The organism is Nocardia sp. CA-135398, from assembly GCF_050955845.1.
GTDB lineage: Bacteria > Actinomycetota > Actinomycetes > Mycobacteriales > Mycobacteriaceae > Nocardia.
In genome coordinates, this window is record NZ_CP192084.1 from 2,532,709 (window position 1) to 2,556,704 (window position 23,996).

Consider the following 23,996-nt stretch of genomic DNA (forward strand, 5'->3'; position numbering starts at 1 on the left):
CGCGTGTGAGGAGTCGAGCTGGGGTAGCGATCCAGCGCTGACACGAGGAGGGCTGGATCGCTGACTGTGACGGTGTATCAGTTGGTGTGGCGGCCGAATCGGCCCGATTCGAAACCGGTCAGCATGCGGAAGGCGAGTACGGCGCCCCACGGGCCGATGACCCAGATCGGCCACGGGTAGGTGAATTCGCCGACGCTGATCGAGATCGCGGCCCAGATGGTGAGCACCAGCACGCTCACGCCGAGCCATGAGGTACCTTCGATCTGCTGCCAGATGGGGAAGCGGCTGATCGAATTCTTCTGTGCGGCAGTCTCTTTCGGCAACTTCGGCAGGTCGGAGAGCACCAGCTGCAGATCGTCGCGAACGCCGGTCTCGTAGACGCGGGCGACGCGCTGATCATATTCGGCAAGATCGATTCGACCGTCGGCCATGTGCCGTCCGAGCAGTCGCACAACCTTCTCACGCTCCGCATCGGAGGCCCGAGTACCAGGCGAGATTTCCATGTCCAGGTCCTAACGACTAGATCCATATTCCACATTGGAAGGTAACATCAGAATGCACCCTCCAATGTGGAATGTCAAGCCTTGTTTCGGCGACGACTCGCACTTCATATCCTGCGGGTTCCGGGCGAGGTCTGGCTTGTCCCGGTGTTGGAGCTGTGGATGATGGCCATGCGCCTGTGACCTGCGGTGACGTCCGTCAGGTGCCTCATCTTGACCACCCTTTAGGTCGCCCTGCCACCTCGGTTAGAAGGCTACGTGCGGCCGATTACCTGCGATGACGCCGACCAGATTGCTCGCTTCGCCGCTGCCCCTGCTGTTCTCGCCGGTTCGGCTGAGGCGGTTCGCTGGGGTGTACACCGGACACCACGTGCCGGTGCGCGCCGGAACTTTCCTCGCTTCACCAGCCAGTGGGCTGGCGGTAGTCCAGTTCCCCGTAGCGGGTTGCCGGTGGTTCGTCCCAGCGCTCACTCGAAGGCTCGGACCGAGGGGAATCCACGCGGCCTGCACGGCGGGCGTGTGTCGGTGTGCCCGGTTCGTAGGGTGGCTGAGCGTGGTGTCCGGACAGTGGTGCGCCACGGCGGGCAGCTGATGGATCACCCCTGTGATCAGGCGATGGTTCGTAGCGAGGTGCGGCCGATCGCCTGGTGAGGCGTGCTGGTGGATCGTCCCACTGGTCGCTCCGCCGTGCGTTCCAATGCTCGCTCGGCGGGTCGTCCGGATGGCCGTTGAATGGTGCGTTGTCCCAGTGATCGTTCGGTGGTGCATCCCATCCATCGCCCGGCGGTACGTCCCAACGCTCGTTTGTTCTGTCCGCAGGAACTTCCGGCTGCGCCTCCCACCGATCCTTCGCTCTTCGGCGGGTGTTCGACGGTTGGTCGCGGCGTCTGGTTGGTGGTTCGTCGTGGTGTTTTGCTGAGTTCCGAGGATCTTGACGGGACGAGGCTCGGCGTCGGGCGGGGGCGGCAGGGTCTGGTGGTTCGCGGCGGCTCGAGCGGCCGGGGCGAGGGGGGTCCACGTCGGGCAGGTTGCGGCGCCTGCTCGATAGCTGGTGTGCCCCAGTGGATTCGCGTGGGTCGCGTTGGTGGGCTTCGGGATCGACCACCGGCAACTCGCGGGTAATGCGGTGAGAGGTGTCGCCGCGTTCGCGGAAGGCGGCGGGGATGCCCTGGTTGTGCAGCCAGGCACCGGGGTCATAGCGGTCTCGGCGGTCCAGGTCGGGGACCGTGTGTTCCAAGAGGTCGAGCAGGTCGCCGCGGCCACCGCCGAGAGCGGCACGGATGGCCGGGAAGGTGACGGCGCGGAAAGCCCAGTCCCATTCGTAGGCTGGATCGGTGCCGCCGGTGTCGTGACCATGGATGACGAGATCGCCGGAGCGAGTGATGCGGGCCCGCACCGATATGCCGTCGGATTCGATGAGGAAACCGCGGATGTCGGTGCGGGCGCGGGCGGCGGCGTGATCGGCGGCCTTTATCTCGAACCAGGCGGTCGTGAGGCCGGTAAGCGCGAGTACGGCGGCGAAGGCGACCTGTCCCCACACATCGGACAAATCGCTTTTGCGGCTGACCTCGCACGCATACAGAAACAGCAGGCTCCCGGCGACCAGCGTCGCGATGCGCGTCAACCGCAGTGTCGTGGCATGACGGATCAGACCGAGCAAGGTGCTGGTCTTGTCCGACGACATGCTCTGCACTCCCGAACTGACGGTCCGCTGGCGAATCAGACTGGATCGTATGCGCCCCGGCAGTCCGGCGATACCGCAAGCACAAACCGGTCAGTCCGGCGGAGTCGGCGTGCCCGCCGAGTCGTGGAAAACGCCACCCGAGTGCGATATTGCTATGCACCCGGTGGCATTCGAAGTCCGCACCGCCCCGCACCGGCCGCGCTGCTACAACCGAGGTCACCGCCGGCTGAACACCCGAGGTGCGAACACCGACAGGAGATGCGAAACTGACACGCGCCCAGCAAATGTGGAGCACACCGGAATGTCCGACCTCGGGCACGGAGTCGATAACCTACGGAGGTGTCCGCCCGCTTACGGGGCAACCGATGCCGGACGGATACCATGACTGGTCGCTAGCGCCTGCTTGCAGGTCGCTCGAAAGGTCGGCCCCGACGGGACGACGGAATGTCCGACCACCGCGCAGGGAAGGGTCGTCGAATTTGCACCTGAAGAGTCTGACGTTGAAGGGTTTCAAGTCCTTCGCGTCCGCGACGACCTTGCGTTTCGAGCCGGGCATCACCTGTGTGGTCGGCCCGAACGGTTCGGGTAAATCCAATGTCGTCGACGCGCTCACCTGGGTGATGGGCGAGCAGGGTGCGAAGGCGCTGCGTGGCGGCAAGATGCAGGACGTCATCTTCGCCGGTACCTCCGGACGCGCACCGCTCGGTCGCGCCGAGGTCACGCTGACCATCGACAACTCCGACGGCGCATTGCCGATCGACTACGCCGAGGTTTCCATCACCCGGCGCATGTTCCGTGACGGCGCGGGCGAATACGAGATCAATGGCAGCTCCTGCCGCCTGATGGATGTGCAGGAACTGCTCAGCGACTCCGGCATCGGCCGGGAAATGCACGTCATCGTCGGACAGGGCCAGCTCTCGGCCATCCTGGAATCGCGTCCCGAGGACCGCCGCGCCTTCGTCGAAGAGGCCGCCGGTGTGCTCAAGCACCGCAAGCGCAAGGAGAAGGCGGTCCGCAAACTGGAGGCGATGCAGGCCAACCTCGCCCGCCTCACCGACCTCACCACCGAGCTGCGCCGCCAGCTCAAACCGCTCGGCAGACAGGCCGAGGTGGCCCGCCGCGCCCAGACCGTGCAGGCCGACCTGCGCGACGCGCGCCTGCGTCTGGCCGCCGACGACCTGGTCACCCGCCGCAATGAGCTGGAGAGTCAGCAGAGCAAAGAGGCGTACGCGCGCGAACAGCAGATCACGGTGCAGACCGAACTCGATGCCGCGAATGCCGCACTGGCACAGCAGGAATTCCAGCTATCCCGGCTGACCCCGAGCGCCGAGGCCGCCGCGCAGATCTGGTTCCAGTTGTCCGCGCTGGCCGAGCGGGTCAATGCCACCATCCGAATCGCGGGCGACCGGGCCCGCAACCTGCACACCGAAATGCCCGTCGGCAGCGGTCGCGATCCGGAGCAGCTCGAGGCCGAGGCCGAACGCGTGGAGGCCGAGGAGGCCGAACTGCGCGAGGCGGTCGAGATCGCGACCGAAACCCTGGAGGCCGCGCGCGAGGCACTCGCCGAACGTGAGCAAGCCGCGAAGGCCGCCGAGCAGGCGCATCTGGCCGCGGTACGCGCTATCGCCGATCGTCGTGAGGGTCTGGCCAGGCTGTCCGGCCAAGTCGACACCCTGCGCACCCGATCGCAGTCGGTGGATGCGGAGATCACCCGGCTCACCGTCGCGATCGGCGAGGCCCGCCAGCGCGGCGAGGCCGCCCAGGCCGAATTCGAAACGGTCCAGGGCGAACTCGGTGAACTCGAGGCCGGTGAGGCCGGTCTGGATGCCCAGCACGAGCATGCGGTGCAGGCCCTCGAACTCGCCGATCAACGCGTCACCGAACTGCGCGAACAGGATCGCGATGCCAGTAAACGGGTCGCCTCGCTGAGCGCCCGCATCGAAGCGTTGGGCATGGGGTTGGCGCGCAGGGACGGCGTGGCCTGGCTGGTCGAGAATCGCGCACAGGGCCTGCTCGGTCCGCTCTCCGGGCTGATCCGGGTGCACGGTGGTTTCGAGGCCGCAGTGGCCGCCACGCTCGGTCCGCTCGCGGACGCCGTCGCCGCCGATACCGGAGATTCCGCCCACGCCGCGGTGCGTGCGTTGAAGGAGGCCGACGGCGGTCGGGCCGCGCTCGTCTTCGATGCCGCGGCCGCGCCGAGTACGTCCGACGGTGCGCTTCCCGGCGGGGCACGCTGGTTGGCCGACGTGGTCGAGGGACCGGACAACGTGCGCGGCGCCATTGCCGCGCTGACCGCCGGTGTCGCCGTGGTCGACGACCTCGCGGCCGCCACCGAACTGGTCCGGGTCCGGCCGGAACTGCGTGTGGTCACCCGCGACGGCGATCTCACCGGAACCGGTTGGGTGCTTGGCGGATCCGATCGCGCACCGAGTCAGCTGGAGATCCAGGCCGATATCGACACCGCCAAGGCCGATCTGGTCGCCGCGCAACGCCGCGCCGAAGAACTGGAGGCGGCCCTTTCCGGTGCACTCGCCGAACAGGCCGACCGCAAGGACGCCGTCGACCAGGCACTGCTCGCACTGCACGAATCCGATCAGGCACTGGTCGTGATCTACGACCGCCTGGGCAGGCTCGGCGAGGTGGCGCGCACCGCCCAAGCCGATATCGACCGGCTCACCGGCCAGCGTGCGGAAACCGAGTCGGGTCGAGATGAGGCGCTGGCGGCGCTGGCCGATCTCGAAGAACGGCTGCGCCGCACCGAACTCGAATCCGAGGTCGACGACGACGGTATGGGCGCGGCGGGCACCGAATCCGCCGGACGCGACCGCGAGGAAGCCGCCGCCGCTCTGGCCGAGGCACGATCCATGGAGGTGGAGGCACGCCTGGCCGTGCGCACCTCCGAGGAACGCGCGGAATCGGTTCGCGGCAAAGCGGATTCGCTGCGCCGGGCCGCGCGCGCCGAACGTGAGACCAGGGCTCGCGCCGAGCGTGCGCAGGCCGCGCGCAGGCAGGCCGCCGAAGTCGCCGCGGCCGTTGCCGAATCCGGTGCCAAGGTCGCGGCCGAACTGGAATCCGTTGTGGCGCAAGCGGGTGCGCGCCGTGACGAACTGGTCCGCCGCCGTACCGAATGCGCCACCCAGGTCGAACAGATCAAGGAGCGGGTCCGCGCGCTGACCACCCAGCTGGCCCAACTCACCGACGCCGTGCACCGCGACGAGGTCGCCAAAGCCCAAGCGGCACTGCGCATCGAGCAGATCGAGGCGACCATCGCCGAACAGTTCGGCATCGCACTGGCCGATCTGATCGCCGAATACGGCCCGGATGTGCCGATGCCGCCATCGGATCTGGAATGGCAGGAGTACGAACAGGCCAAGGAGCGCGGCGAGCAGGTGACCGCTCCCGCGCCGATGCCGTACGACCGCAAGTCCCAGGAGCGCCGCGCCAAGCGTGCCGAGAAGGACCTCGCCACCCTCGGCAAGGTGAATCCCCTTGCGCTGGAAGAGTTCGCGGCTCTAGAGGAGCGCTACAACTTCCTCGCCACCCAGCTCGAGGACGTCAAGAGCGCGCGCAAGGACTTGCTCGATGTGGTCGCGGAAGTCGACGCGCGCATCCTGCAGGTGTTCACCGAGGCCTACGAGGATGTCGAGCGCGAATTCGTCGGCGTCTTCGCGAAACTGTTCCCTGGCGGCGAGGGCAGGTTGGTGCTCACCGACCCGTCGGACATGCTGACCACCGGTATCGAGGTGGAGGCGCGCCCGCCCGGCAAGAAGGTCAAGCGGCTGTCGCTGCTGTCCGGTGGCGAGAAATCATTGACCGCGGTTGCCCTGCTGGTGGCCATCTTCCGCGCCCGCCCCTCGCCGTTCTACGTGATGGACGAGGTCGAGGCAGCGCTGGACGACACCAACCTGCGCCGCCTCATCGGCCTGTTCGAGCAGCTGCGCGAGAAGAGTCAGCTGATCGTCATCACCCACCAGAAGCCCACCATGGAGATCGCCGACGCCCTCTACGGCGTCAGCATGCGCGGTGACGGCATCACCCAGGTGATCAGTCAGCGACTGCGTGGTGAGAACCTGACCCCGGTCGGCGCGGCCAGCTGAAAGGCGAGGCCTTCGCCTCGGGATCCGCACCCGGTGCGGATCCCGACGATTCGGTCAGTGTGTTGTCGCGGCCAGGCGATCGCTGTCCTGTTGTGCCTTGATCTTGGCGGCACCGGTTGTGGCGAGCCAGGATTCGAGAGTGTTGAGGGCGGGGTAGATCTCTCGGAGCGCGGGGATGTCGGCGTGCCAGCCGCCGGAGTCGCGCAGCAACCGCCAGGTGTTGCCGATCTGTTCGCCGAGGGCATCGGCTTCGGCCTCGGTGAGCTCGTGGTAGCGCACCGCATATCCGGTCGCCCGGGTGATCGCCGCCAGAGCCGCGACGGGAGTTATCGCGTCACCGGCCAATTCGAGGGTTCGGCCGTGGAAGCGATCCGGGTCGGCGAAGGCCAGTGCGGCGAAGGCCGCGATATCGTCGATCGCGATCATCTGCAGTGGCTGGTCCGCCGGGAACAGATGCTTGTGCACGCCGTCGATGATGCCGTCCACCGGACTGCCGCGCAGGACGTAGTTCTCCATGAAGCGCACCGGGCGCAAGAGGGTATAGCGCAGACCGCTGGCCGCGGCGGCATTCTCGATGCTGCCCTTACCGGACTGGCCCCAGGCGGCGTCGTCGGTCATCGAAGCGACACCGGTGAAGACGATCTGTTCGACGCCCGCACGTTTTGCCGCGTCGATGACCGCCATGCCGCGGATGGCCTCCAAATCGGCATTCCAACCGTTCGGCCCGAAAGTGGCTGGGGGTACTAGGAATACGCCGCGCGTTCCGGCGACGGCGGCGTCCAGCGTTGCGGAAGTGTCGAAGTCACCGGTCACCAATTCGGCTCCGGCGTCGGCCAATGCGCGGGCCGCAGGGGCCTGCGGATCGCGGACCAGCGCGCGCACCGCGATACCGTCGGCCAGCAGTCGGCGCGCGGTCGCGCCGCCCTGCTTGCCGGTCGCGCCGGTGACCAGGATGGGGTTCTGCTGAAGGGACATGCTCGCCTTCTCTGCTCGATACAATCGGGTCGGATGACCCGTATTCGGACGATATGGGTGTGTTAACCCGCTTGGCCAGGTCCAGGAACGGAAGGCCGTAACGAAATGTCTGCTTCGCTGTCCACCCCGGCGCCGTTCGGAGTCGCCGCACGGGCCGATGCCCGCCGCAATCGGGCGCTGGTGCTGGCCGCCGCGCAACGCGCCTTCGCCGAACGCGGCATCTCGGTCTCGTTGGCCGAGGTCGCCCGCAGGGCCGGGGTCGGCGCGGGCACCGTCTATCGGCATTTCCCCACGAAAACCGATCTGCTGGAAGCGGTTATGCAACAGCGCGTCGACCGGCTCGCGGCACTTGCCGCCGAATATCTCGACGCGCCGGATCCCGGTGCCGCATTCTTCGCGGTCTGTACCGAGGTAGTCATCTCGTCCCCACGCAGCCAGGCACTCTGCGATATCGTCCAGTCCGATGACGGCTGGCCGAAGGCACTGCTACGCAGCGCGGGCGACCGCTTTCATCAGGCGCTCGGCGCGCTGTTGACGGCCGCACAGCGTCGAGGTGCGGTCCGTGCCGATATCGAAATCGCCGATGTACTGGACATTTTCACCGGATGCGTCGCGATCCAACGACGTCAGCGCCCCGGCGGACCGATGATGCGGGCTGTCGCGATCATGCTCGATGCCATGCGTGCGAACCCCGTAACGAAACCTGATTCGGAGGACAAGGCTCGTAACGAAACGGGCCCTCGTAACGAAACGCCTTGCTGTCCGATCTGCGGCACCGAGATCCGCCCCACCGGCACCGGTCGCCCGGCCCGCTACTGCTCGGCCGCCTGCCGTCAGAAGGCGCACCGTCAACGAACCGCCCGTGCGGCGCTGGCCGAGGCGGCGCTGCGATAACTCCGCCCAGCGACCGTCTGCCCGGGATGGAACGCTGTCGATCGGCAAGGTGCCGGGAAGGGCGCTAGAGCAGATCGCTCACGTCGTCCGGTACGTCGACGGCGTATTTGCGCAAAATGTCCATCGAGATCACTTCCAGGGCGTTTTCATGGGTGGCCGCCAGCACCACAGGCGCGGCGACACCGTCCTCATGGGCGTGCAACCAGCGCACGGCCACCACACACCACCGGTCGCCCGGTTGCAGGCCCGGGAAGTTGTTCTCCGGGCGTGGCGTGCTCAGATCGTTGCCGATGGACGCCTGGTGTTCGAGAAATTCAGCCGTGACGACGGTGCACACGGTATGGCTGCCCAGATCCTCCGGCCCGGTACTGCAGCAGCCGTCCCGGTAGAAGCCGGTGAGAGGATCGGTGCCGCACTCTTCCAGCGGCCCCCCAAGCACGTTTCGATCGGTCACGTCGCCGATCCTATTGTCCCTTCGCGAGAAGTTCCGCAGGACAAGAAATCTCGGGGGTTGTGTGTCGGGTCCAGGACGCTGTGGTAAGGCGAAGGACCTGGTTCTGCAAGGATGGTCGGCGTGAGCTCCGAAGCCTGGATCCTGATTGCCGCTGTCGCCGCCCTGCTGGTGGTGGCGTTTGTCGCCGGATTCGTCCTGTACAAGCGCCGTCGCGTCACACTGACGCCACCCGCCCCAGACAAAGAAGTGACCGACCGGTCGGGTGGATACGCGGCCTCCGGTGGCTTCAACTTCAGTCAGGGCGGCGCGGCCACCGCGACACGCCCGGAGCCCGCTCCGATCGAGCGAACCGATACCGAGGGGCAGCCCCATGTCGGCGACGACGCGGCGATTCCGCGTGACGCGCCGAAGCGTGGCATCACCAACGTGCCGCTGCCCGAGGGCGATGTCGACACCGCGGAGTCCGCGACGGTCGAAACCGATGGCGCGGGCACGACAACCGAATCCGCAACGGCCACAGTCGATTCGGATACCGCGGTCGAATCGGACGAGGCAACCGCCGAACCCGCAACCGCTCCGCCGACCAGCGCCGACGACAGCGCCTCCACGGACAGCACCACATCCGCGGATCCTGGACCTGTCGCGCCGACGGATACGGCTGCACCCACCGACACCGGCGCACCGACGGATACCGCCACCCCGACGGGCATCGAACCAGCCCCGTCCACGAACACCACACCAGCGGCAATCCCGGACAAAACCTCCGTGGAAACCGTCCGCGAACCTCGGGCCGCCGACGCGGCCACCACGCCCGCCCTGGAGGAAATCGAGCCGACCGCGGGCCGCCTGGTCCGCCTGCGCGGCCGCCTGTCCCGATCCCAGAACGCGGTCGGCAAGAGCCTGCTCGGCCTGCTCGGCGGCGGCGACCTCGATGACGATTCCTGGGAAGAGGTAGAGGACACCCTGGTCCTCGCCGATCTCGGCACCGCGAGCACCGCGACCGTGGTGCAGCGGCTGCGCGAGGAGATGGCCGCACGCAGCGTCCGCAATACCGAACAGGCTCGCGCCGTGCTGCGCGAGGTCTTGGTCGAGGCGCTGCGTCCCGAACTCGACCGCTCGGTGCGCGCCCTCCCACACGACGATCACCCGTCGATCCTGCTGGTCGTCGGTGTCAACGGCACCGGAAAAACCACCACGACCGGCAAACTCGCGCGCGTACTCGTCGCCGACGGCCGCCGGGTCCTGCTCGGCGCCGCCGATACCTTCCGCGCCGCCGCCGCCGATCAGCTACAGACCTGGGGCGAGCGGGTTGGTGCGGATACGGTTCGCGGCAAGGAGGGCGCGGATCCGGCTGCCGTCGCCTTCGACGCGGTCAGCGCGGGGATCGAGGGCGGCGTCGATGTCGTCATGATCGATACCGCGGGTCGGCTGCACACCAAGACCGGTCTGATGGACGAGCTCGGCAAGGTCAAGCGCGTCGTGGAGAAGAAGGCCGCGGTCGACGAGGTGCTGCTCGTCCTGGACGCAACGGTCGGACAGAACGGCCTCATGCAGGCGCGTGTCTTCGCGGAGGTCGTCGATATCACCGGCGTCGTGCTCACCAAACTTGACGGAACGGCCAAGGGCGGCATCGTCTTCCAAGTGCAGCACGAACTCGGCGTTCCGGTGAAACTGGTCGGCCTCGGCGAGGGCGCCGACGACCTGGCTCCCTTCGAACCCGGCGCCTTCGTGGACGCGTTGCTCGGCTAGTCCCGCGCCACTGTTCCTTCTCCTCGAAAACAGCTGTCGGTTTGCTCCGACGCACACCGCACAGCTGCGATGAAACGTCGGTGTATGCCAGGAAACGTGGTAGCAACACAACTGCCCCACGCGTTCACTTAGGCGAAACACGGCATCATCACGGATGAAACACCGAATGAGGACCCTTCTGTGCAGGTCCAATTGCCGGAGTCGGCTGGGCCCGAGATGAGGAGGACATTAAGGTGGCTTTTCCCCTTACCGGTGCACCGGACACCGGTGACACCGCCTGGATGCTGGCCAGTTCAGCGCTTGTGTTGTTGATGACGCCCGGCCTGGCGTTTTTCTACGGCGGCATGGTCCGCTCCAAGAACGTGCTCAACATGATCATGATGAGCATCAGCGCCATGGGTCTGGTCGGCGTGCTGTGGTCGCTATACGGATACTCGGCCGCGTTCGGCGACAACAAGTTCGGCGTGGTCGGCGATCCGGCGCAGTTCTTTGGTCTCAAGGGCCTGATCGGCGGCAATGCGGTTGCCGAGGTCAAGGACGCCAGCGGCGCTGTCACCACCGCGGCAGTGAACATCCCGCTCGCGGGCACGATCCCCGCGACCGTGTTCGTCGCGTTCCAGTTGATGTTCGCGATCATCACGGTTGCCCTCATCTCGGGTGCGGTCGCCGACCGCCTGAAGTTCGGCTCCTGGCTGCTGTTCGCCGGAATCTGGGCGACGGTTGTCTACTTCCCGGTCGCGCACTGGGTCTTCGACTTCGATGTCAAGGATGCCGACGGCAATGTCGTGCACGAAGGCGGCTGGATCGCGAACAAACTGCTCGCGGTCGACTTCGCCGGTGGTACCGCGGTCCATATCAACGCCGGTGCGGCAGGCCTGGCCTTGGTGCTTGTGCTCGGTAAGCGCAAGGGCTGGCCGAGCACCCCGTTCCGTCCGCACAACCTGCCGTTCGTGATGCTCGGTGCCGGTCTGCTGTGGTTCGGCTGGTTCGGCTTCAACGCCGGTTCCGCCGTCACCTCCGGTGGTCTGGCCGGTTCGACCTTCATCACCACCACCCTCGCGACCTGTGCGGCGATGCTGGCCTGGCTGCTGGTGGAGAAGTTCCGCGACGGCAAGCCCACCTCGCTGGGTGCGGCCTCGGGTGTGGTGGCCGGTCTGGTCGCGATCACCCCGTCGTGTTCCTCGGTCAACGTGGTCGGCGCCCTGGTGATCGGCTTCGTGGCCGGTGCGGTCTGTGCGCTGGCGGTCGGCCTGAAGTTCAAGTTCGGCTTCGACGACTCGCTCGATGTCGTGGGCGTGCACCTCGTCGGCGGCATCATCGGCACCCTGATGGTGGGCCTGGTCGCCGCTCCGGAGGCGGGCGCGGGCAAGACCGGCCTGTTCTACGGCGGCGGATTCGATCAGCTGTGGCGGCAGGCCGTCGGTGCCGGTGCGGTACTTGCGTTCTCCTTCATCGCGACCCTGATCATTGCCTATATCGTGAAGTTCACCATTGGGCTGCGCGCCAGCGAGGAAGCCGAGTCGGTGGGCATGGACGAGTCCGAGCACGCTGAAACGGCATACGATTTCGCTGCTGTGGGTGGCACGGCACGTACCGCCGTCAAGGAGGCATGACGACATGAAACTGATCACCGCAATCGTCAAACCGTTCACTCTCGAGGACGTCAAATCCGGGCTCGAGCAGGCGGGTGTGCTGGGCATGACCGTCAGCGAGGTGCAGGGCTACGGCCGCCAGAAGGGGCACACCGAGGTCTACCGCGGCGCCGAGTACTCGGTGGATTTCGTTCCGAAGGTTCGGGTCGAGGTAGTCGTGGACGATGCCTCGGTCGACAAGGTTGTCGAGGTAATCGTCGAGGCCTCCCGCACCGGCAAGATCGGTGACGGCAAGGTCTGGGTGACCCCGGTGGAGTCGATCATCCGGGTGCGGACCGGCGAACGCGGTACCGACGCTCTCTAAACGGAGAATCGAAATCGAGCGGCGGCCCCGCTCCCACCGGATAGCCCGGTTGGGGCGGGGCCGTACGCATTTGGATGGACGGTGGTTTGTGGGTAGTCACGAGCAAGACGGCAGACAGGTAACCGAGGATGTCGGCACGAACGTCTCCAATGGCGCGACCGACCTGGTCCGGGCACGCAATCAATTGCTCGAGGGCGGACTGCCCCGTAATCCGCGGCTTGACGCGGAATCCCTGCGTTCGGCGCTGGTCGACCTGTTCGAATTGTGGCTGACCACCAAGGGCACCGATCTCGGCATCGGCCGCGACAGCGGTCTGGCCGTCGTCGCCGTCGGCGGACTCGGGCGCAAGGAGATGCTGCCGTATTCCGATCTGGATCTGGTGTTGCTGCACGATGACGTAGATCCCGCGCGGGTGGCCGAGGTGGCCGATCAGCTCTGGTATCCCCTGTGGGACGCGCATATCAAGCTCGACCACAGCGTGCGCACCGTCCCGCAGGCATTGCGGGTGGCCTCCGACGATCTCATCGCCGCCCTCGGCATGCTCGAGGCCAGGCACGTCGTCGGCGATATGGAGTTGAGCAATCTGCTGATCGGCGGGGTGCGCCGGGAGTGGCGGACCGGAATCCGTTCGCGCTTCGACGAATTGATCGAACAGGCCGAGACCAGGTGGCAGCGCAGCGGCGCGATCGCCCATCGCGCCGAACCCGATCTGAAGAACGGGCGCGGCGGATTGCGCGATATCCAACTGCTCGACGCGCTGGCCATCGCCCAACTGACCGATGCCATGCCGGGTCTCGGCCCGGATGTGCCGGGCGGTGGTCTGAAGCAGGCGCGTCGCCGTTTGCTGGACGTTCGCACGGAGTTGCATCGGGTGGCTGGCCGGGCCCGCGATCAACTGCGAGCCCAGGATGCCGACGAGATCGGCGCGGCCCTGCGCATCGGCGACCGATTCGATCTCGCTCGCACACTGAGCGATTCGGCACGGACGGTGAGTTACTCCGTCGATGTCGGTCTGCGCACCGCGGCCAATGCGCTACCTCGGCGCGGCCTCGCGCGATTGAGGCGCATGCCGGTTCGCCGACCACTCGATGAGGGGGTGGTCGAACACGCGGGGGAGGTCGTGTTGGCCCGGGACGCGCGCCCGCAGCGCGATCCAGGCCTGATCCTGCGGGTGGCCGCTGCGTCGGCGCAGACCGGGCTGCCGATGTCCGCGACCACGCTGAATCGGCTCTCCGAGGATGCGCCGGAGCTGCGCGAACCCTGGCCCAAGGACGCGCTCAACGACCTGTTGATCCTGCTCGGAGCGGGTCGCGGTGCCATCGATGCGGTCGAGGCACTGGACCGAACGGGCTTGTGGGGCAGGCTACTTCCCGAATGGGGTGCGGTGCGCGACCTGCCGCCGCGCGATGCCCTGCACACCTGGACCGTGGACCGGCACCTGATGGAAACGGTCGCGTATGCGAGCGCGTTGAGCACCCGCGTCGCCCGTCCCGACCTGCTGATGCTCGGTGCGCTGCTGCACGATATCGGCAAGGGCCGGGCCGGTGACCACAGCATTGTCGGGGCCGAACTGGCTACCCATATCGGACGGCGTCTCGGGCTGTGGCCATCGGACGTGCGCACGCTCAGCGCCATCGTGCGCCACCATCTGTTATTGCCCGACACCGCGACTCGACGCGATCTGGCCGATCCCGACACCGTGCAATTCGTCGTCGATGCCCTCGGCGGCGATGTGCAACTGCTCGAACTGCTGCACACCTTGGCCGAGGCCGATTCGCTGGCCACCGGTCCCGGTGTGTGGGGCGATTGGAAGTCCTCGCTGATCGGGGAGCTCGTGCGCCGCTGCCGCCTGGTCATGGCGGGGGATCAGCTGCCGAAGCCGGAACCGATCGCACCGGAACTGCTGGCCAAGGCGGCGGCGGGTGGCGTGCACGTCGATCTGCGGCCGGGTGAGGGCAAGTACACCTACACCGTCACCGTGATCGCACCGGATACGCCGGGTCTGCTCTCGGATGCCGCCGGAGTGTTGGCTCTGCATTCGCTGCGAGTGCTCTCGGCGACCGTGGGAGGCGAAGGATCCTCGGCGATCAATACTTTCGTGGTCTCCCCGAAGTTCGGCGACCCGCCGGATGGCGGCCTACTGCGGCAGGAGCTGATCCGTGCGACGGCGGGCGATCTGGATCTGTCCGCGCTGCTGGCGAAGCGGGAGCGCGAGGCCATCGGCGCTGGCCCGAGCCAGTATGCGCAGGCACAGCCCCGGATGATCTGGACGGCGACGTCGACCCCCGGTCAGGTGGTCCTCGAATTGCGTGCCGAGGACCGGATCGGCCTGCTCAGCCGGTTGGCCGCGGCGTTTGCCGAATGCGGCGCCGATGTGCGCTGGGCGAAGGTGGTGACCATGGGTTCGGCGGTGGTCGACGCCTTCAGCCTCGACCTCGGCGTCGACATTCCGGAACGTCGCGAAAACGTCGAGAAGGCGGTGCTGGCCGTGGTCCCGCGACCTGCCCCGAAGCCTCCGGAGGGAGTCGGACCACCCGGGACCAGCTCGGGTTCCTGATCGACCTGATTGACATTTGCACATGATTTGCTGAAAGCGTATGCAGCGGACCCGTCGCACCCTACTATCAGAGCGTCTGGCTATCGCGAGCATGAGGGGAGCAGGTCGGTGGCAATTGAAGTCGTGTCGGCGTCGACGATGACGAGTGACGAGACCACGCATATGGCGCGCTGCGTCGGCGGTGATCGGTGGGTGGTCTCCTGGCTGCCCGGCCGGACACTGTCCGGACAGCAGGCTGTGACCGCTATGACGATTGCCACCACCATTGCCACCCGCGATGTGCCGACCGGCGCGGACTGGGCCATGCTCGACGACCTGGCCCTCGAGCTCGGTCTCACCGGCCGGGAGGCGGTTTTCATGGTTGCTCAGGAGAACCACGATTACCGCAAAACCGCGAAACCGCGCCGCCGCGCGATGGAATAACCGAGCACCGCTTGCGCGCGTGCTGTTTACAATTTTGGCGCTCCCGGGTCCCTCCGTGGTTACGCTGCGCTTCCGCCTCCGGGCCCGTCGCTCGCGCCGGGGCGAGTCCCATTACCCTGGGATACCAAGTGACGTCCCACGAGATCAGGAGCGCGATCGGTGTTCGAATCCCTGTCCGACCGGCTTACCGGTGCCCTCAAGGATCTTCGCGGTAAGGGGCGTCTGTCACCGGCCGACATCGACGCCACCTGCCGTGAGATCCGCCTCGCCCTGCTCGAAGCCGACGTCGCGCTGCCCGTGGTGCGCGGTTTCATCGCCAAGATCAAGGAGCGGGCCAAGGGTGCGGAGGTTTCCGCCGCCCTCAATCCGGCCCAGCAGGTCGTCAAGATCGTCAACGAGGAACTCGTCGGCATCCTCGGCGGCGAAACCCGCAGGCTGACCCTCGCCAAGAACCCGCCGACCGTGATCATGCTCGCCGGTCTGCAGGGTTCCGGTAAGACCACCCTGGCGGGCAAGCTCGCGAAATGGCTGAAGGGACAGGGACATCAGCCGCTGCTGGTGGCCTGTGACCTGCAGCGTCCCGGCGCGGTGACCCAGCTCCAGGTGGTCGGTGAGCGCGCGGGTGCGCCCGTCTTCGCACCGCATCCCGGCACCTCCATCGGTGGCGGCGAGAATCCGCTCGGCATTTCTGCGGCCGATCCGGTCGCGGTGGCCGAGGCCGGTGTCGCGGAGGCGCGCAGCAAGCAATACGACGTGGTTATCGTCGACACCGCCGGTCGCCTCGGTATCGATGCCGAGTTGATGGCACAGGCCGCTGGCATCCGCGATGCGGTCAAGCCCGACGAGACGCTGTTCGTGCTCGACGCGATGATCGGCCAGGACGCCGTTAATACCGCGGAGGCCTTCCGCGACGGTGTCGGCTTCACCGGTGTCGTACTCACCAAGCTCGACGGTGACGCCCGGGGTGGTGCGGCGCTGTCGGTCCGGAATGTGACCGGCTCGCCGATCATGTTCGCCTCCACCGGTGAGAAGCTCGAGGACTTCGACGTCTTCCACCCGGATCGGATGGCCTCGCGCATCCTCGGCATGGGTGACGTGCTGAGCCTGATCGAGCAGGCCGAACAGGTCTACGACCAGCAGCAGGCCGAGGAAGCCGCCCGCAAGATCGGCAGCGGCGAGATGACGCTCGAGGACTTCCTCGACCAGATGCTCGCCATCCGCAAGATGGGCCCGATCGGCAATCTGCTCGGCATGCTGCCCGGTGCGGGCCAGATGAAGGATGTGCTGGCCCAGGTCGACGATAAGCAGCTCGACCGGGTGCAGGCGATCATCCGCGGTATGACCCCGGCCGAACGCGCAAACCCGAAGATCATCAACGCATCTCGCCGTCTGCGCATCGCCAACGGCTCCGGCGTGCAGGTCTCCGAGGTCAATCAACTCGTCGACCGCTTCTTCGAAGCGAAGAAGATGATGGCCATGATGGGCCGCCAGATGGGTCTGCCCGGTTCGCGCCGCGGCAATGCGAAGAAGGGCAAGAAGGGGAAGAAGGGCGGCCGCGGACCGACGCCGCCGAAGATGCGCGGTGGGTTGCCCGGTATGCCCGCCGGCATGCCGGATCTGTCCGGAATGCCCGCCGGTTTGGACCAGTTGCCTCCCGGCCTCGAGGGTTTCGACCTGTCCAAGCTGAACTTCCCCAAGAAGTAGATCGGGGCAGCTTTCCGCGATGCCGTTGCGGGCAGGGCGCGGACCGTCCGGTGTGCCCGCGCAGCCGTGCGTTGGTCTTTGAGACCGGTTGGGGTGCTTGCTCGGCGGGCAGGGTGTCCCCGCGTGCGCTCTACCGGGCACGCCCTGTTGTGACCGGGCATCGTCTCTATGTGGGGTGCCCGGTTCGACGACCGGGTGTCCGGTCCAACGAACCTCGGCTGGGAGCCGCTGCCCGGGTGGGTGGGGGTGACCTTCGACGAGTGTCGGCATTAGGTTGGACGGTGCCGATCGCGTCGAGGAGGTTGCTGTGCATCTACGGGGTGTGGTTCTCCCTGACGACGAGGTGCGTGACCTGTGGGTGCGGGACGGGCTGGTGTCTTTCGAACCCGTCGCGGGGGCCGAAACATTGTGCGGCACAGGGTGGATCGTGCCCGGACTCGTCGATGCGCACTGTCACGTCGGGATCCGGTACGGCGGGGGAGACGAGGATCGCGAAGGGGCGATCGCCCAAGCCGAGACCGAGCGGGACGCGGGTGCGTTGCTGCTGCGCGATGCGGGGTCACCGATCGATACGCACTTCATCGATGAGCACGAGGAGCTGCCGCGGATCATCCGTGCGGGCCGCCATATCGCCCGACCGCGCCGGTATATCCGCGAGCTCGGCATCGAACTCGACGATGAGCGTGATCTGCCGGACATCGTCGCCGAACAGGCTCGGTTCGGCGACGGCTGGGTGAAGATCGTCGGGGACTGGATCGACCGGTCGGTGGGCGATCTGCGGCCGCTGTGGAGCGATTCGATCCTGAAGGAGGCCATCGACGCCGCGCATGCCAACGGCGCGCGGGTGACGGCGCACGTCTTCGGCGAGGACGCGCTGCCCGGCCTGATCAACGCGGGCATCGACTGCCTCGAACACGGCACCGGCCTCACCGACGACACCATCGAGCTGATGGTCGAACACGGCACAGCGCTGGTCCCGACGCTGATCAATATCGATACCTTCCCCGAAATCGCCGACAGCGCAGGCAAATTCCCCATCTACGCCGCACATATGCGCGATCTGCACGCGCGCGTCCGCCGCACCGTCGCCGATGCGCACGATGCTGGCGTTCCGATATTCGCGGGCACCGATGCCGGCGGCTCCATTCGCCACGGCCGCATCGCCGACGAAATCGCCGCCCTGTCCGGAGCGGGCTTGTCGAAACACGACGCCCTCGGCGCCGCCTCCTGGAATGCCCGCACCTGGCTGGGACGACCAGGCATCGAGCCCGGTGCCCCAGCGGATTTCGTGGTCTACCAGGAAGACCCACGCACCACCCCCGCCACACTCACCGCCCCCCAGTACGTCATCCTCCGCGGCCGGCTCGTCAAAACCCGCAATCCGGTCACCGACCACCGCTGACCCACCGCATATCGTGCGGGCATCGCGCACAGGCTATAGCTTGTGCGAGGTCGTCACTCGGTGTGCGACAGACTCCCCGGTCAGGGGTTGATGTGGGCAAGAGCGGGCAGGTGGGGGTGGGGCGCGCGTAGGGTCGGGCTATGACCATTCGCCTCGGTTATCAGATGCCCAATTTCAGTTATGGCCAGCCCGTCAGCGAACTCTTTCCGACCGTGGTCGCGCAGGCCAGGGAGGCCGAAGCCGCCGGTTTCGACACGGTCTTCGTCATGGATCACTTCTACCAGTTGCCCGGTCTCGGTGAGCCGAGCGAGCCGATGCTCGAGGCCTACACCACGCTGTCCGGAATCGCCGCGTCGACCGAACGAATTCAGTTGTCGGCGTTGGTAACCGGCAACACCTATCGCAATCCCGCACTACTTGCCAAGACCGTCACCACCATGGATCTGGTGAGTGGCGGGCGGGCGGTACTCGGCATCGGAGCCGGTTGGTTCGAGCTCGAACACCAATCCTACGGCTTCGAATTCGGCACCTTCACCGAACGCTTCCAGCGGCTCGACGAGGCGCTGCGGATCATTACGCCGATGCTGCGCGGTGAACAGTCGACCTTCGACGGCAAGTGGTACCACACCGATAACGCCATGAACGAGCCGCGGCTGCGCAATGACCTGCCGATCCTGCTCGGTGGCGGCGGCGAGAAGAAGACCTTCGCGCTGGCCGCCCGCTTCGCCGACCACATCAACATCATCTGCAACGCCTCCGAACTGCCACGCAAGATCGAGGCACTGCACCAGCGTTGCGCCGAAAACGACCGCGATCCAGACACTTTGGAGGTCAGCTACCTCTGTTTCCTGATGATCGACGAAGACGGCGACCGCGCCCGCAAACAACAGCAGGATCTGCTGCGCGGCATCGGCGTGGACCTGTCCGCGCTCTCGGAGGACCAGCGCAAGCAGACCATCGCCGACCGCCAATTCGTCGGCAGCCCAGCCGAAGTCGCCGAGCAACTGCAGACCAGGGTGCTCGACCAGGGCGTGCAGGGTCTCATCGTCAACATGGTGACCAACGGCCACGAGCCCGGTGCGGTGGATCTCGCCGGTCGCACCCTCGCCCCGCTGGTTCGCTGAGCCGGTGCGCTGAGCGCCCATTTCCTGACCGAATCCCTGGCATCCCGCGAATCGTGCTCAGGAATGGGCGCTCGCGCAGAACCATGGGCAGGTTGACTGATAACGGTCGCAGACGGAGATCGGACGGGATATGACGATGAGCGCCGAGGTCGCGATGATTCATCCCCTGGGGCCGACGACTGTGGAGGATTGGCTGGCCGAAGAGCAGCCGTCCGATGGATCTCGACTCGAACTCATCCTGGGGTACCTCTACCTGACGCCAGCGCCCGGCGGTCCGCATCAGTATGCGTCGTTGGAGTTGGCGATTCTGCTGCGCGACGCGCTGCGGGCCGCGGGACGTACGGATTTGAATGTGCTCCCGGCGGTAACTGTGCGGATCAGCACGGCTTTCCGTACCGGGGTCATTCCCGATATCGCTGTGGTGAATATCGATATCAACCACTCCAGCTTCGCGCCCGAGGACCTCGTGCTTGCCGTGGAGGTGTGGTCTCCGGGTAACACCCGGGAGGAGCGGGATACGAAGATCGCCGGATACGCGGCCGCACGTGTCCCGTACCTCTGGGTTGTGGAGTTGCCCGAGGACAAGCCAGCACGCTTCTGGGGTTATCGGCTCGGTGAGAGCGGATACCGCCAGGAGGTTTACGTCGCGGCGGGCGAGGCGGTCGTGGCTCCCGGACCCGTTCCGATCACCGTCAACACGGCCGATCTGCGCTAGGTGCGGCTGGTCGAGAGCCGTAAATTCCGGTCCGGGGTCGTGCTGCTGCGCTATCGAACCACCTGATCGTCAGCTGAACAGGTTGGCGATTCCGCCGATCACCCCACGAATACCGCCGACGGCGGCCCGGGCGAGGCCGGGCGCCAGCAATTCCATGGCGGCGTCACCGCCGATTTCGGTGGCGGCCTCGGCAACCTCACCCCGCCTGCGCCGACGGCGCCTCCTGAAGATCCCCATATCGTGGTTATCCGTGCCGAGCGGCCGATCGTTTCCGGATGACGCGATTTCAGCGGCGGGGGACCGGTCTGGCAGAATGGACCATCGTCCTTCCTGGACAAGTGTCAGCCCGTCTCCGGTTACGTACCGCGCGGCGGTCACACACTCCAAGCGCAAAACCGGGCTCGCAGACCGTGCGGGTCGCTGAATTGCGCCGTGACCAACCACTGAAAGGCAGATCAGCACATGGCTGTTCGCATCAAGCTCACCCGTCTCGGCAAGATCCGCAACCCGCAGTACCGCGTGGTCATCGCCGATGCCCGCACCCGTCGTGACGGCCGCGCCATCGAGAACGTCGGCAAGTACCACCCGAAGGAAGAGCCGTCGCTGATCGAGATCAACTCCGAGCGCGTGCAGTACTGGCTGGGTGTCGGCGCGCAGCCGACCGAGGCCGTGCAGCGGCTGCTGGAGATCACCGGCGACTGGCAGAAGTTCAAGGGCCTGCCGGGCGCCGAGGGCACCCTGAAGGTGAAGCCCGCGAAGCCGTCCAAGCTGGACCTGTTCAACGCCGCGCTGGCCGCCGCCGATAACGAGCCGGTCGCCGAGGCCGTCACCCCCAAGAAGAAGGCCGCCAAGAAGGACGAGGCCGCCGAGACCGAGGCTGCCGAGTAACCGTGAGCGAGCGTAGCGAGCGAACCGAAGACACTGCGCCCTCGGCGTTCATGACGGAGCCGAGCGCCAGCGAGGCGGAGTCATGAGCGCCGTCGTCGCCGATGCCGTGGAACACCTGGTTCGCGGCATTGTCGCCAATCCGGATGACGTCCGGGTCGAGCTGATCACCGGCCGCCGCGGACGTACCGTCGAGGTGCACGTCAACCCCGATGATCTTGGCAAGGTGATCGGTCGCGGCGGTCGTACCGCGACCGCGCTGCGCACCCTCGTCGCCGGAATCGGCGGCCGGGGCATCCGGGTCGACGTGGTCGATACCGACGCTTGATGGAACTCGTCGTAGGCCGGGTCGCCAAATCGCACGGTGTGCGCGGCGAGTTGGTCGTCGAGGTACGCACCGACGATCCCGACGCGCGTTTCGCACCCGGTGTGCGGCTGCGCGGCCGGGCGGCGCGATCCAATGACGTTCGTGAGTTCACCGTGGAGTCGGCCCGAGAGCATTCGGGCCGACTTCTCGTGCAACTCGTCGGGATCTCCGACCGCACCGCCGCCGATGCGCTGCGCGGCACACTGTTCGTCGTGGACAGTGCGGAGCTGCCGCCGTCGGAGGATCCGGACGAGTTCTACGACCACGAGTTGGAGGGCCTGGCCGTCCAACTCACCGATGGCACCGTTGTCGGCAAGGTTACCGAGGTGCTGCATTCGGCTGCGGGAGAACTGCTTTCGGTCCGTGCCGCCGACGACGGCAGGGAGATCCTGATTCCGTTCGTCACCGCGATCGTGCCGACGGTCTCACTGGCCGATCAACTGGTCGTCATCGATCCGCCCGAGGGTCTGCTCGATCCGGAGTAGCGGACCGCCGGAAACTTAAGGACTGCATGAAACTCGATGTCGTCACGATATTTCCGGAGTATCTGGAGCCGCTGCGAACGGCGTTGCTCGGCAAGGCCATCGACAAGGGCCTGATCTCCCTCGACGTGCACGATCTGCGTCGCTGGACCCACGACGTGCACAAGTCCGTCGATGATTCGCCCTACGGCGGCGGGCCGGGCATGGTCATGAAGCCGACGGTCTGGGGCGATGCCCTCGACGAGGTATGCCCCGACGACGCCCTGCTCGTGGTGCCGACGCCTGCCGGAGTGCCATTCACCCAGGCCAGCGCGCAGCGCTGGGCCACCGAGAAACACCTCGTATTCGCTTGCGGCCGTTACGAAGGCATCGATCAACGCGTCTTCGATGATGCCGCCCGCCGGGTTCGCGTCGAAGAGGTCAGCATCGGCGACTATGTCCTCATCGGTGGTGAGGCCGCGGTCCTCGTGATGGTCGAGGCCGTGGTCCGGCTACTTCCCGGCGTGCTCGGCAATCAGCAATCCCATCAAGAGGATTCGTTCTCCGATGGACTGCTCGAGGGGCCCAGCTACACGCGCCCCGTCTCCTGGCGCGGCCTCGAGGTGCCGCCGATCTTGCTGTCCGGCGATCATGCCAAGGTCGCCGCGTGGCGGCGCGAACAATCTCTGGCTCGGACGCGTGAACGGCGGCCGGATCTACTTGCCGACAACGACGACTGAAATCGTGACCTTTCCGCCATCTCGAATGTATCGTTAATTAACGGCACGTTAAACAACGGTAGGTGGCTATGGTGACAGTGGCTCGGTTCATAACGGTGCGTCGAGCGGTTGCCTCGACTCTCGTCGGGGGCGCGATGATCGTCATATCGGATTTCGCCGCGCCGGAACTCGAGGTAACCAGAATCGCCGCGGATCGGGACACGCATGAGCCGGATGCTGGCCGTAGCCGCAACGGCGCAGGGCAGCGTGGACGCAGCAGCAATCACGGGCAATACAAGGGTCGCAACGAGCGTCCGTGCCAGTACACCCCCGAAGGGGTCTGCACCGGCGGGCGCTGACCAAGTTCACCTGCCGCGCACGGATCTCGGACAACGTGCGAAATCCGTGCGCGGGAGCTCGTGCTCAGGGCAGCAGGCCGAAGCGCCGAGCGGTGACCACAGCCTCGTGCCTGGAGTGCGCGTCGAGTTTGGTCATCGCATTGCGCAGATAGCTCTTGACTGTTTCCGGCCCGAGTGAAAGGCGTTGGGCGGCTTCGTGATTGGTGCAGCCGAGCGCGATCTGGGAGAGCACGTCGAGTTCCCGACGGGACAGGTGAGGTGCATCCGCTGGCGGGTCGCCGACGAGGACTCGGGTGAGGCGTTCGCACACCGAGTGCAGGCGTTCGCGGAGGCGTTCGTCCTCGGCCGATTGGGCCGCGCCGCGCAGTTCGGCATTGATCTCACGCAGCTCCTCGGCGACGGCGGGGGCGGTCTCGGCTGCCGGAGTGGTCATTTCCAGTAGGCGCAGGCGACGGTCCACCTCGTCGCGGATGGTGATCTCGGTGGCCAGCCGTCGACCGGCCGCGACGACCAGATCGGCGGTGCGGTCGCCCAGCGGTGTGCCGCCACGGGTGGCGGCGTAGAGCACCGCGCGGGAGCGATCGTCGACCACCACGGGCACGGCGAGCACCGAGCGGATGCGTTCGCCGGAGACGGGACCGTCGTAGTGGTGGGTGATCTCGGAGGCATTGCGGTAGTCGGCGACCGAGGCGGGGCGGCGCATATCCATGACCCGGCCGCCGAGCCCCGAGGTGCGCAGCACGGTCAGTCCGCGCAGGCCATTGGTGACGGTGCCGACGAATTCGGTGAGCAGCAGCGCGTCGTTGTGTACTTCGCCGCCGAAAACCACCGGCACGCCCGCCTTGTTCGCCACCCAGCGGATCTCGGCGCGCAGCGCATCGCCGTCACGCGGCCGCAGCAGCGCGGTGGTGTGGGTCAAAAGACTCACCCCTTTTCGGGGGTAGTGCCGAACGTGATGTGACCCACATCCT

Annotated in this window: 22 protein-coding genes; 16 read left to right on the forward strand and 6 right to left on the reverse strand. The window is 66.6% G+C overall.

Annotated features, from left to right (window positions below; genetic code table 11):
• Positions 1-77: 77 nt before the first annotated feature.
• Together ACQP1T_RS11215 and ACQP1T_RS11220 are read right to left on the reverse strand one after the other, a co-directional pair.
• Positions 78-503, reverse strand: coding sequence for a DUF1707 SHOCT-like domain-containing protein (locus ACQP1T_RS11215; protein ID WP_433759872.1), 426 nt, complete (start codon positions 501-503; stop codon positions 78-80).
• Positions 504-900: 397 nt separating this feature from the next.
• Positions 901-2,184 (reverse strand): hypothetical protein, encoded by a 1,284-nt coding sequence (locus tag ACQP1T_RS11220; protein ID WP_433759873.1) that lies wholly within the window; start codon positions 2,182-2,184, stop codon positions 901-903.
• Positions 2,185-2,663: 479 nt separating this feature from the next.
• Between ACQP1T_RS11220 and smc the strand changes: the two genes are divergently transcribed.
• On the forward strand, positions 2,664-6,281 hold the full coding sequence (gene smc, locus ACQP1T_RS11225; RefSeq protein ID WP_433759874.1) for a chromosome segregation protein SMC: 3,618 nt from the start codon (positions 2,664-2,666) through the stop codon (positions 6,279-6,281).
• 54 nt (positions 6,282-6,335) lie between these two features.
• On the opposite strand, the gene ACQP1T_RS11230 is transcribed toward smc, so the two are convergent.
• Positions 6,336-7,256, reverse strand: a complete 921-nt coding sequence (locus ACQP1T_RS11230) for an NmrA family NAD(P)-binding protein (RefSeq protein ID WP_433759875.1) — start codon at positions 7,254-7,256, stop codon at positions 6,336-6,338.
• Between the two features lie 105 nt (positions 7,257-7,361).
• Here ACQP1T_RS11230 and ACQP1T_RS11235 point away from each other — a divergent pair, with 105 nt between their 5' ends.
• On the forward strand, positions 7,362-8,150 hold the full coding sequence (locus tag ACQP1T_RS11235; protein ID WP_433759876.1) for a TetR/AcrR family transcriptional regulator: 789 nt from the start codon (positions 7,362-7,364) through the stop codon (positions 8,148-8,150).
• 64 nt (positions 8,151-8,214) lie between these two features.
• Here the strand turns inward: ACQP1T_RS11235 and ACQP1T_RS11240 are convergent, their stop codons facing one another.
• Complete coding sequence (locus ACQP1T_RS11240) at positions 8,215-8,604, reverse strand: DUF2237 family protein (protein WP_019048221.1); 390 nt, start codon at positions 8,602-8,604, stop codon at positions 8,215-8,217.
• Between the two features lie 111 nt (positions 8,605-8,715).
• On the opposite strand from ACQP1T_RS11240, the gene ftsY reads away from it, so the two are divergent.
• The 9 genes from ftsY (at position 8,716) to ACQP1T_RS11285 (ending at position 20,234) form a co-directional block, all read left to right on the forward strand.
• Entirely contained in the window at positions 8,716-10,353 is a 1,638-nt protein-coding gene (ftsY, locus tag ACQP1T_RS11245; protein WP_433759877.1) for a signal recognition particle-docking protein FtsY, read from the forward strand.
• A gap of 233 nt (positions 10,354-10,586) precedes the next feature.
• Entirely contained in the window at positions 10,587-11,966 is a 1,380-nt protein-coding gene (locus tag ACQP1T_RS11250; RefSeq protein WP_433759878.1) for an ammonium transporter, read from the forward strand.
• Positions 11,967-11,970: 4 nt separating this feature from the next.
• Complete coding sequence (locus ACQP1T_RS11255) at positions 11,971-12,309, forward strand: P-II family nitrogen regulator (RefSeq protein ID WP_040868325.1); 339 nt, start codon at positions 11,971-11,973, stop codon at positions 12,307-12,309.
• Positions 12,310-12,397: 88 nt separating this feature from the next.
• Positions 12,398-14,866, forward strand: coding sequence for a [protein-PII] uridylyltransferase (locus ACQP1T_RS11260; RefSeq protein ID WP_433759879.1), 2,469 nt, complete (start codon positions 12,398-12,400; stop codon positions 14,864-14,866).
• 108 nt (positions 14,867-14,974) lie between these two features.
• Positions 14,975-15,289 (forward strand): hypothetical protein, encoded by a 315-nt coding sequence (locus ACQP1T_RS11265; RefSeq protein WP_433759880.1) that lies wholly within the window; start codon positions 14,975-14,977, stop codon positions 15,287-15,289.
• Between the two features lie 159 nt (positions 15,290-15,448).
• The gene (gene ffh / locus ACQP1T_RS11270) at positions 15,449-16,993 is read left to right on the forward strand and encodes a signal recognition particle protein (RefSeq protein WP_433759881.1); all 1,545 of its coding nucleotides are present in this window, start codon (positions 15,449-15,451) and stop codon (positions 16,991-16,993) included.
• A gap of 307 nt (positions 16,994-17,300) precedes the next feature.
• Positions 17,301-18,395, forward strand: coding sequence for an amidohydrolase family protein (locus ACQP1T_RS11275; protein WP_433759882.1), 1,095 nt, complete (start codon positions 17,301-17,303; stop codon positions 18,393-18,395).
• A gap of 140 nt (positions 18,396-18,535) precedes the next feature.
• Positions 18,536-19,519, forward strand: coding sequence for an LLM class F420-dependent oxidoreductase (locus ACQP1T_RS11280; protein ID WP_433759883.1), 984 nt, complete (start codon positions 18,536-18,538; stop codon positions 19,517-19,519).
• Between the two features lie 136 nt (positions 19,520-19,655).
• Positions 19,656-20,234 (forward strand): Uma2 family endonuclease, encoded by a 579-nt coding sequence (locus ACQP1T_RS11285; RefSeq protein WP_433759884.1) that lies wholly within the window; start codon positions 19,656-19,658, stop codon positions 20,232-20,234.
• A 69-nt stretch (positions 20,235-20,303) separates the two neighbouring features.
• Here ACQP1T_RS11285 and ACQP1T_RS11290 read toward each other — a convergent pair whose 3' ends face one another.
• Entirely contained in the window at positions 20,304-20,471 is a 168-nt protein-coding gene (locus ACQP1T_RS11290) for a hypothetical protein (protein ID WP_433759885.1), read from the reverse strand.
• Positions 20,472-20,696: 225 nt separating this feature from the next.
• Here ACQP1T_RS11290 and rpsP point away from each other — a divergent pair, with 225 nt between their 5' ends.
• The 5 genes from rpsP (at position 20,697) to ACQP1T_RS11315 (ending at position 23,025) form a co-directional block, all read left to right on the forward strand.
• Entirely contained in the window at positions 20,697-21,122 is a 426-nt protein-coding gene (rpsP, locus tag ACQP1T_RS11295) for a 30S ribosomal protein S16 (RefSeq protein ID WP_063045795.1), read from the forward strand.
• An 82-nt stretch (positions 21,123-21,204) separates the two neighbouring features.
• Positions 21,205-21,447 (forward strand): RNA-binding protein, encoded by a 243-nt coding sequence (locus ACQP1T_RS11300; protein ID WP_040693288.1) that lies wholly within the window; start codon positions 21,205-21,207, stop codon positions 21,445-21,447.
• Positions 21,447-21,971: a ribosome maturation factor RimM gene (rimM, locus tag ACQP1T_RS11305; RefSeq protein ID WP_433759886.1), complete on the forward strand. Its 525-nt coding sequence runs from the start codon at positions 21,447-21,449 to the stop codon at positions 21,969-21,971. The genes ACQP1T_RS11300 and rimM overlap by 1 nt, the downstream gene beginning before the upstream one ends.
• Positions 21,972-21,997: 26 nt before the next feature.
• Positions 21,998-22,687: a tRNA (guanosine(37)-N1)-methyltransferase TrmD gene (gene trmD, locus ACQP1T_RS11310; RefSeq protein WP_433759887.1), complete on the forward strand. Its 690-nt coding sequence runs from the start codon at positions 21,998-22,000 to the stop codon at positions 22,685-22,687.
• Between the two features lie 62 nt (positions 22,688-22,749).
• Entirely contained in the window at positions 22,750-23,025 is a 276-nt protein-coding gene (locus ACQP1T_RS11315; protein ID WP_433759888.1) for a hypothetical protein, read from the forward strand.
• Between the two features lie 64 nt (positions 23,026-23,089).
• Here ACQP1T_RS11315 and ACQP1T_RS11320 read toward each other — a convergent pair whose 3' ends face one another.
• Positions 23,090-23,944, reverse strand: coding sequence for a LuxR C-terminal-related transcriptional regulator (locus tag ACQP1T_RS11320; protein WP_433759889.1), 855 nt, complete (start codon positions 23,942-23,944; stop codon positions 23,090-23,092).
• Between the last annotated feature and the right edge of the window lie 52 nt (positions 23,945-23,996).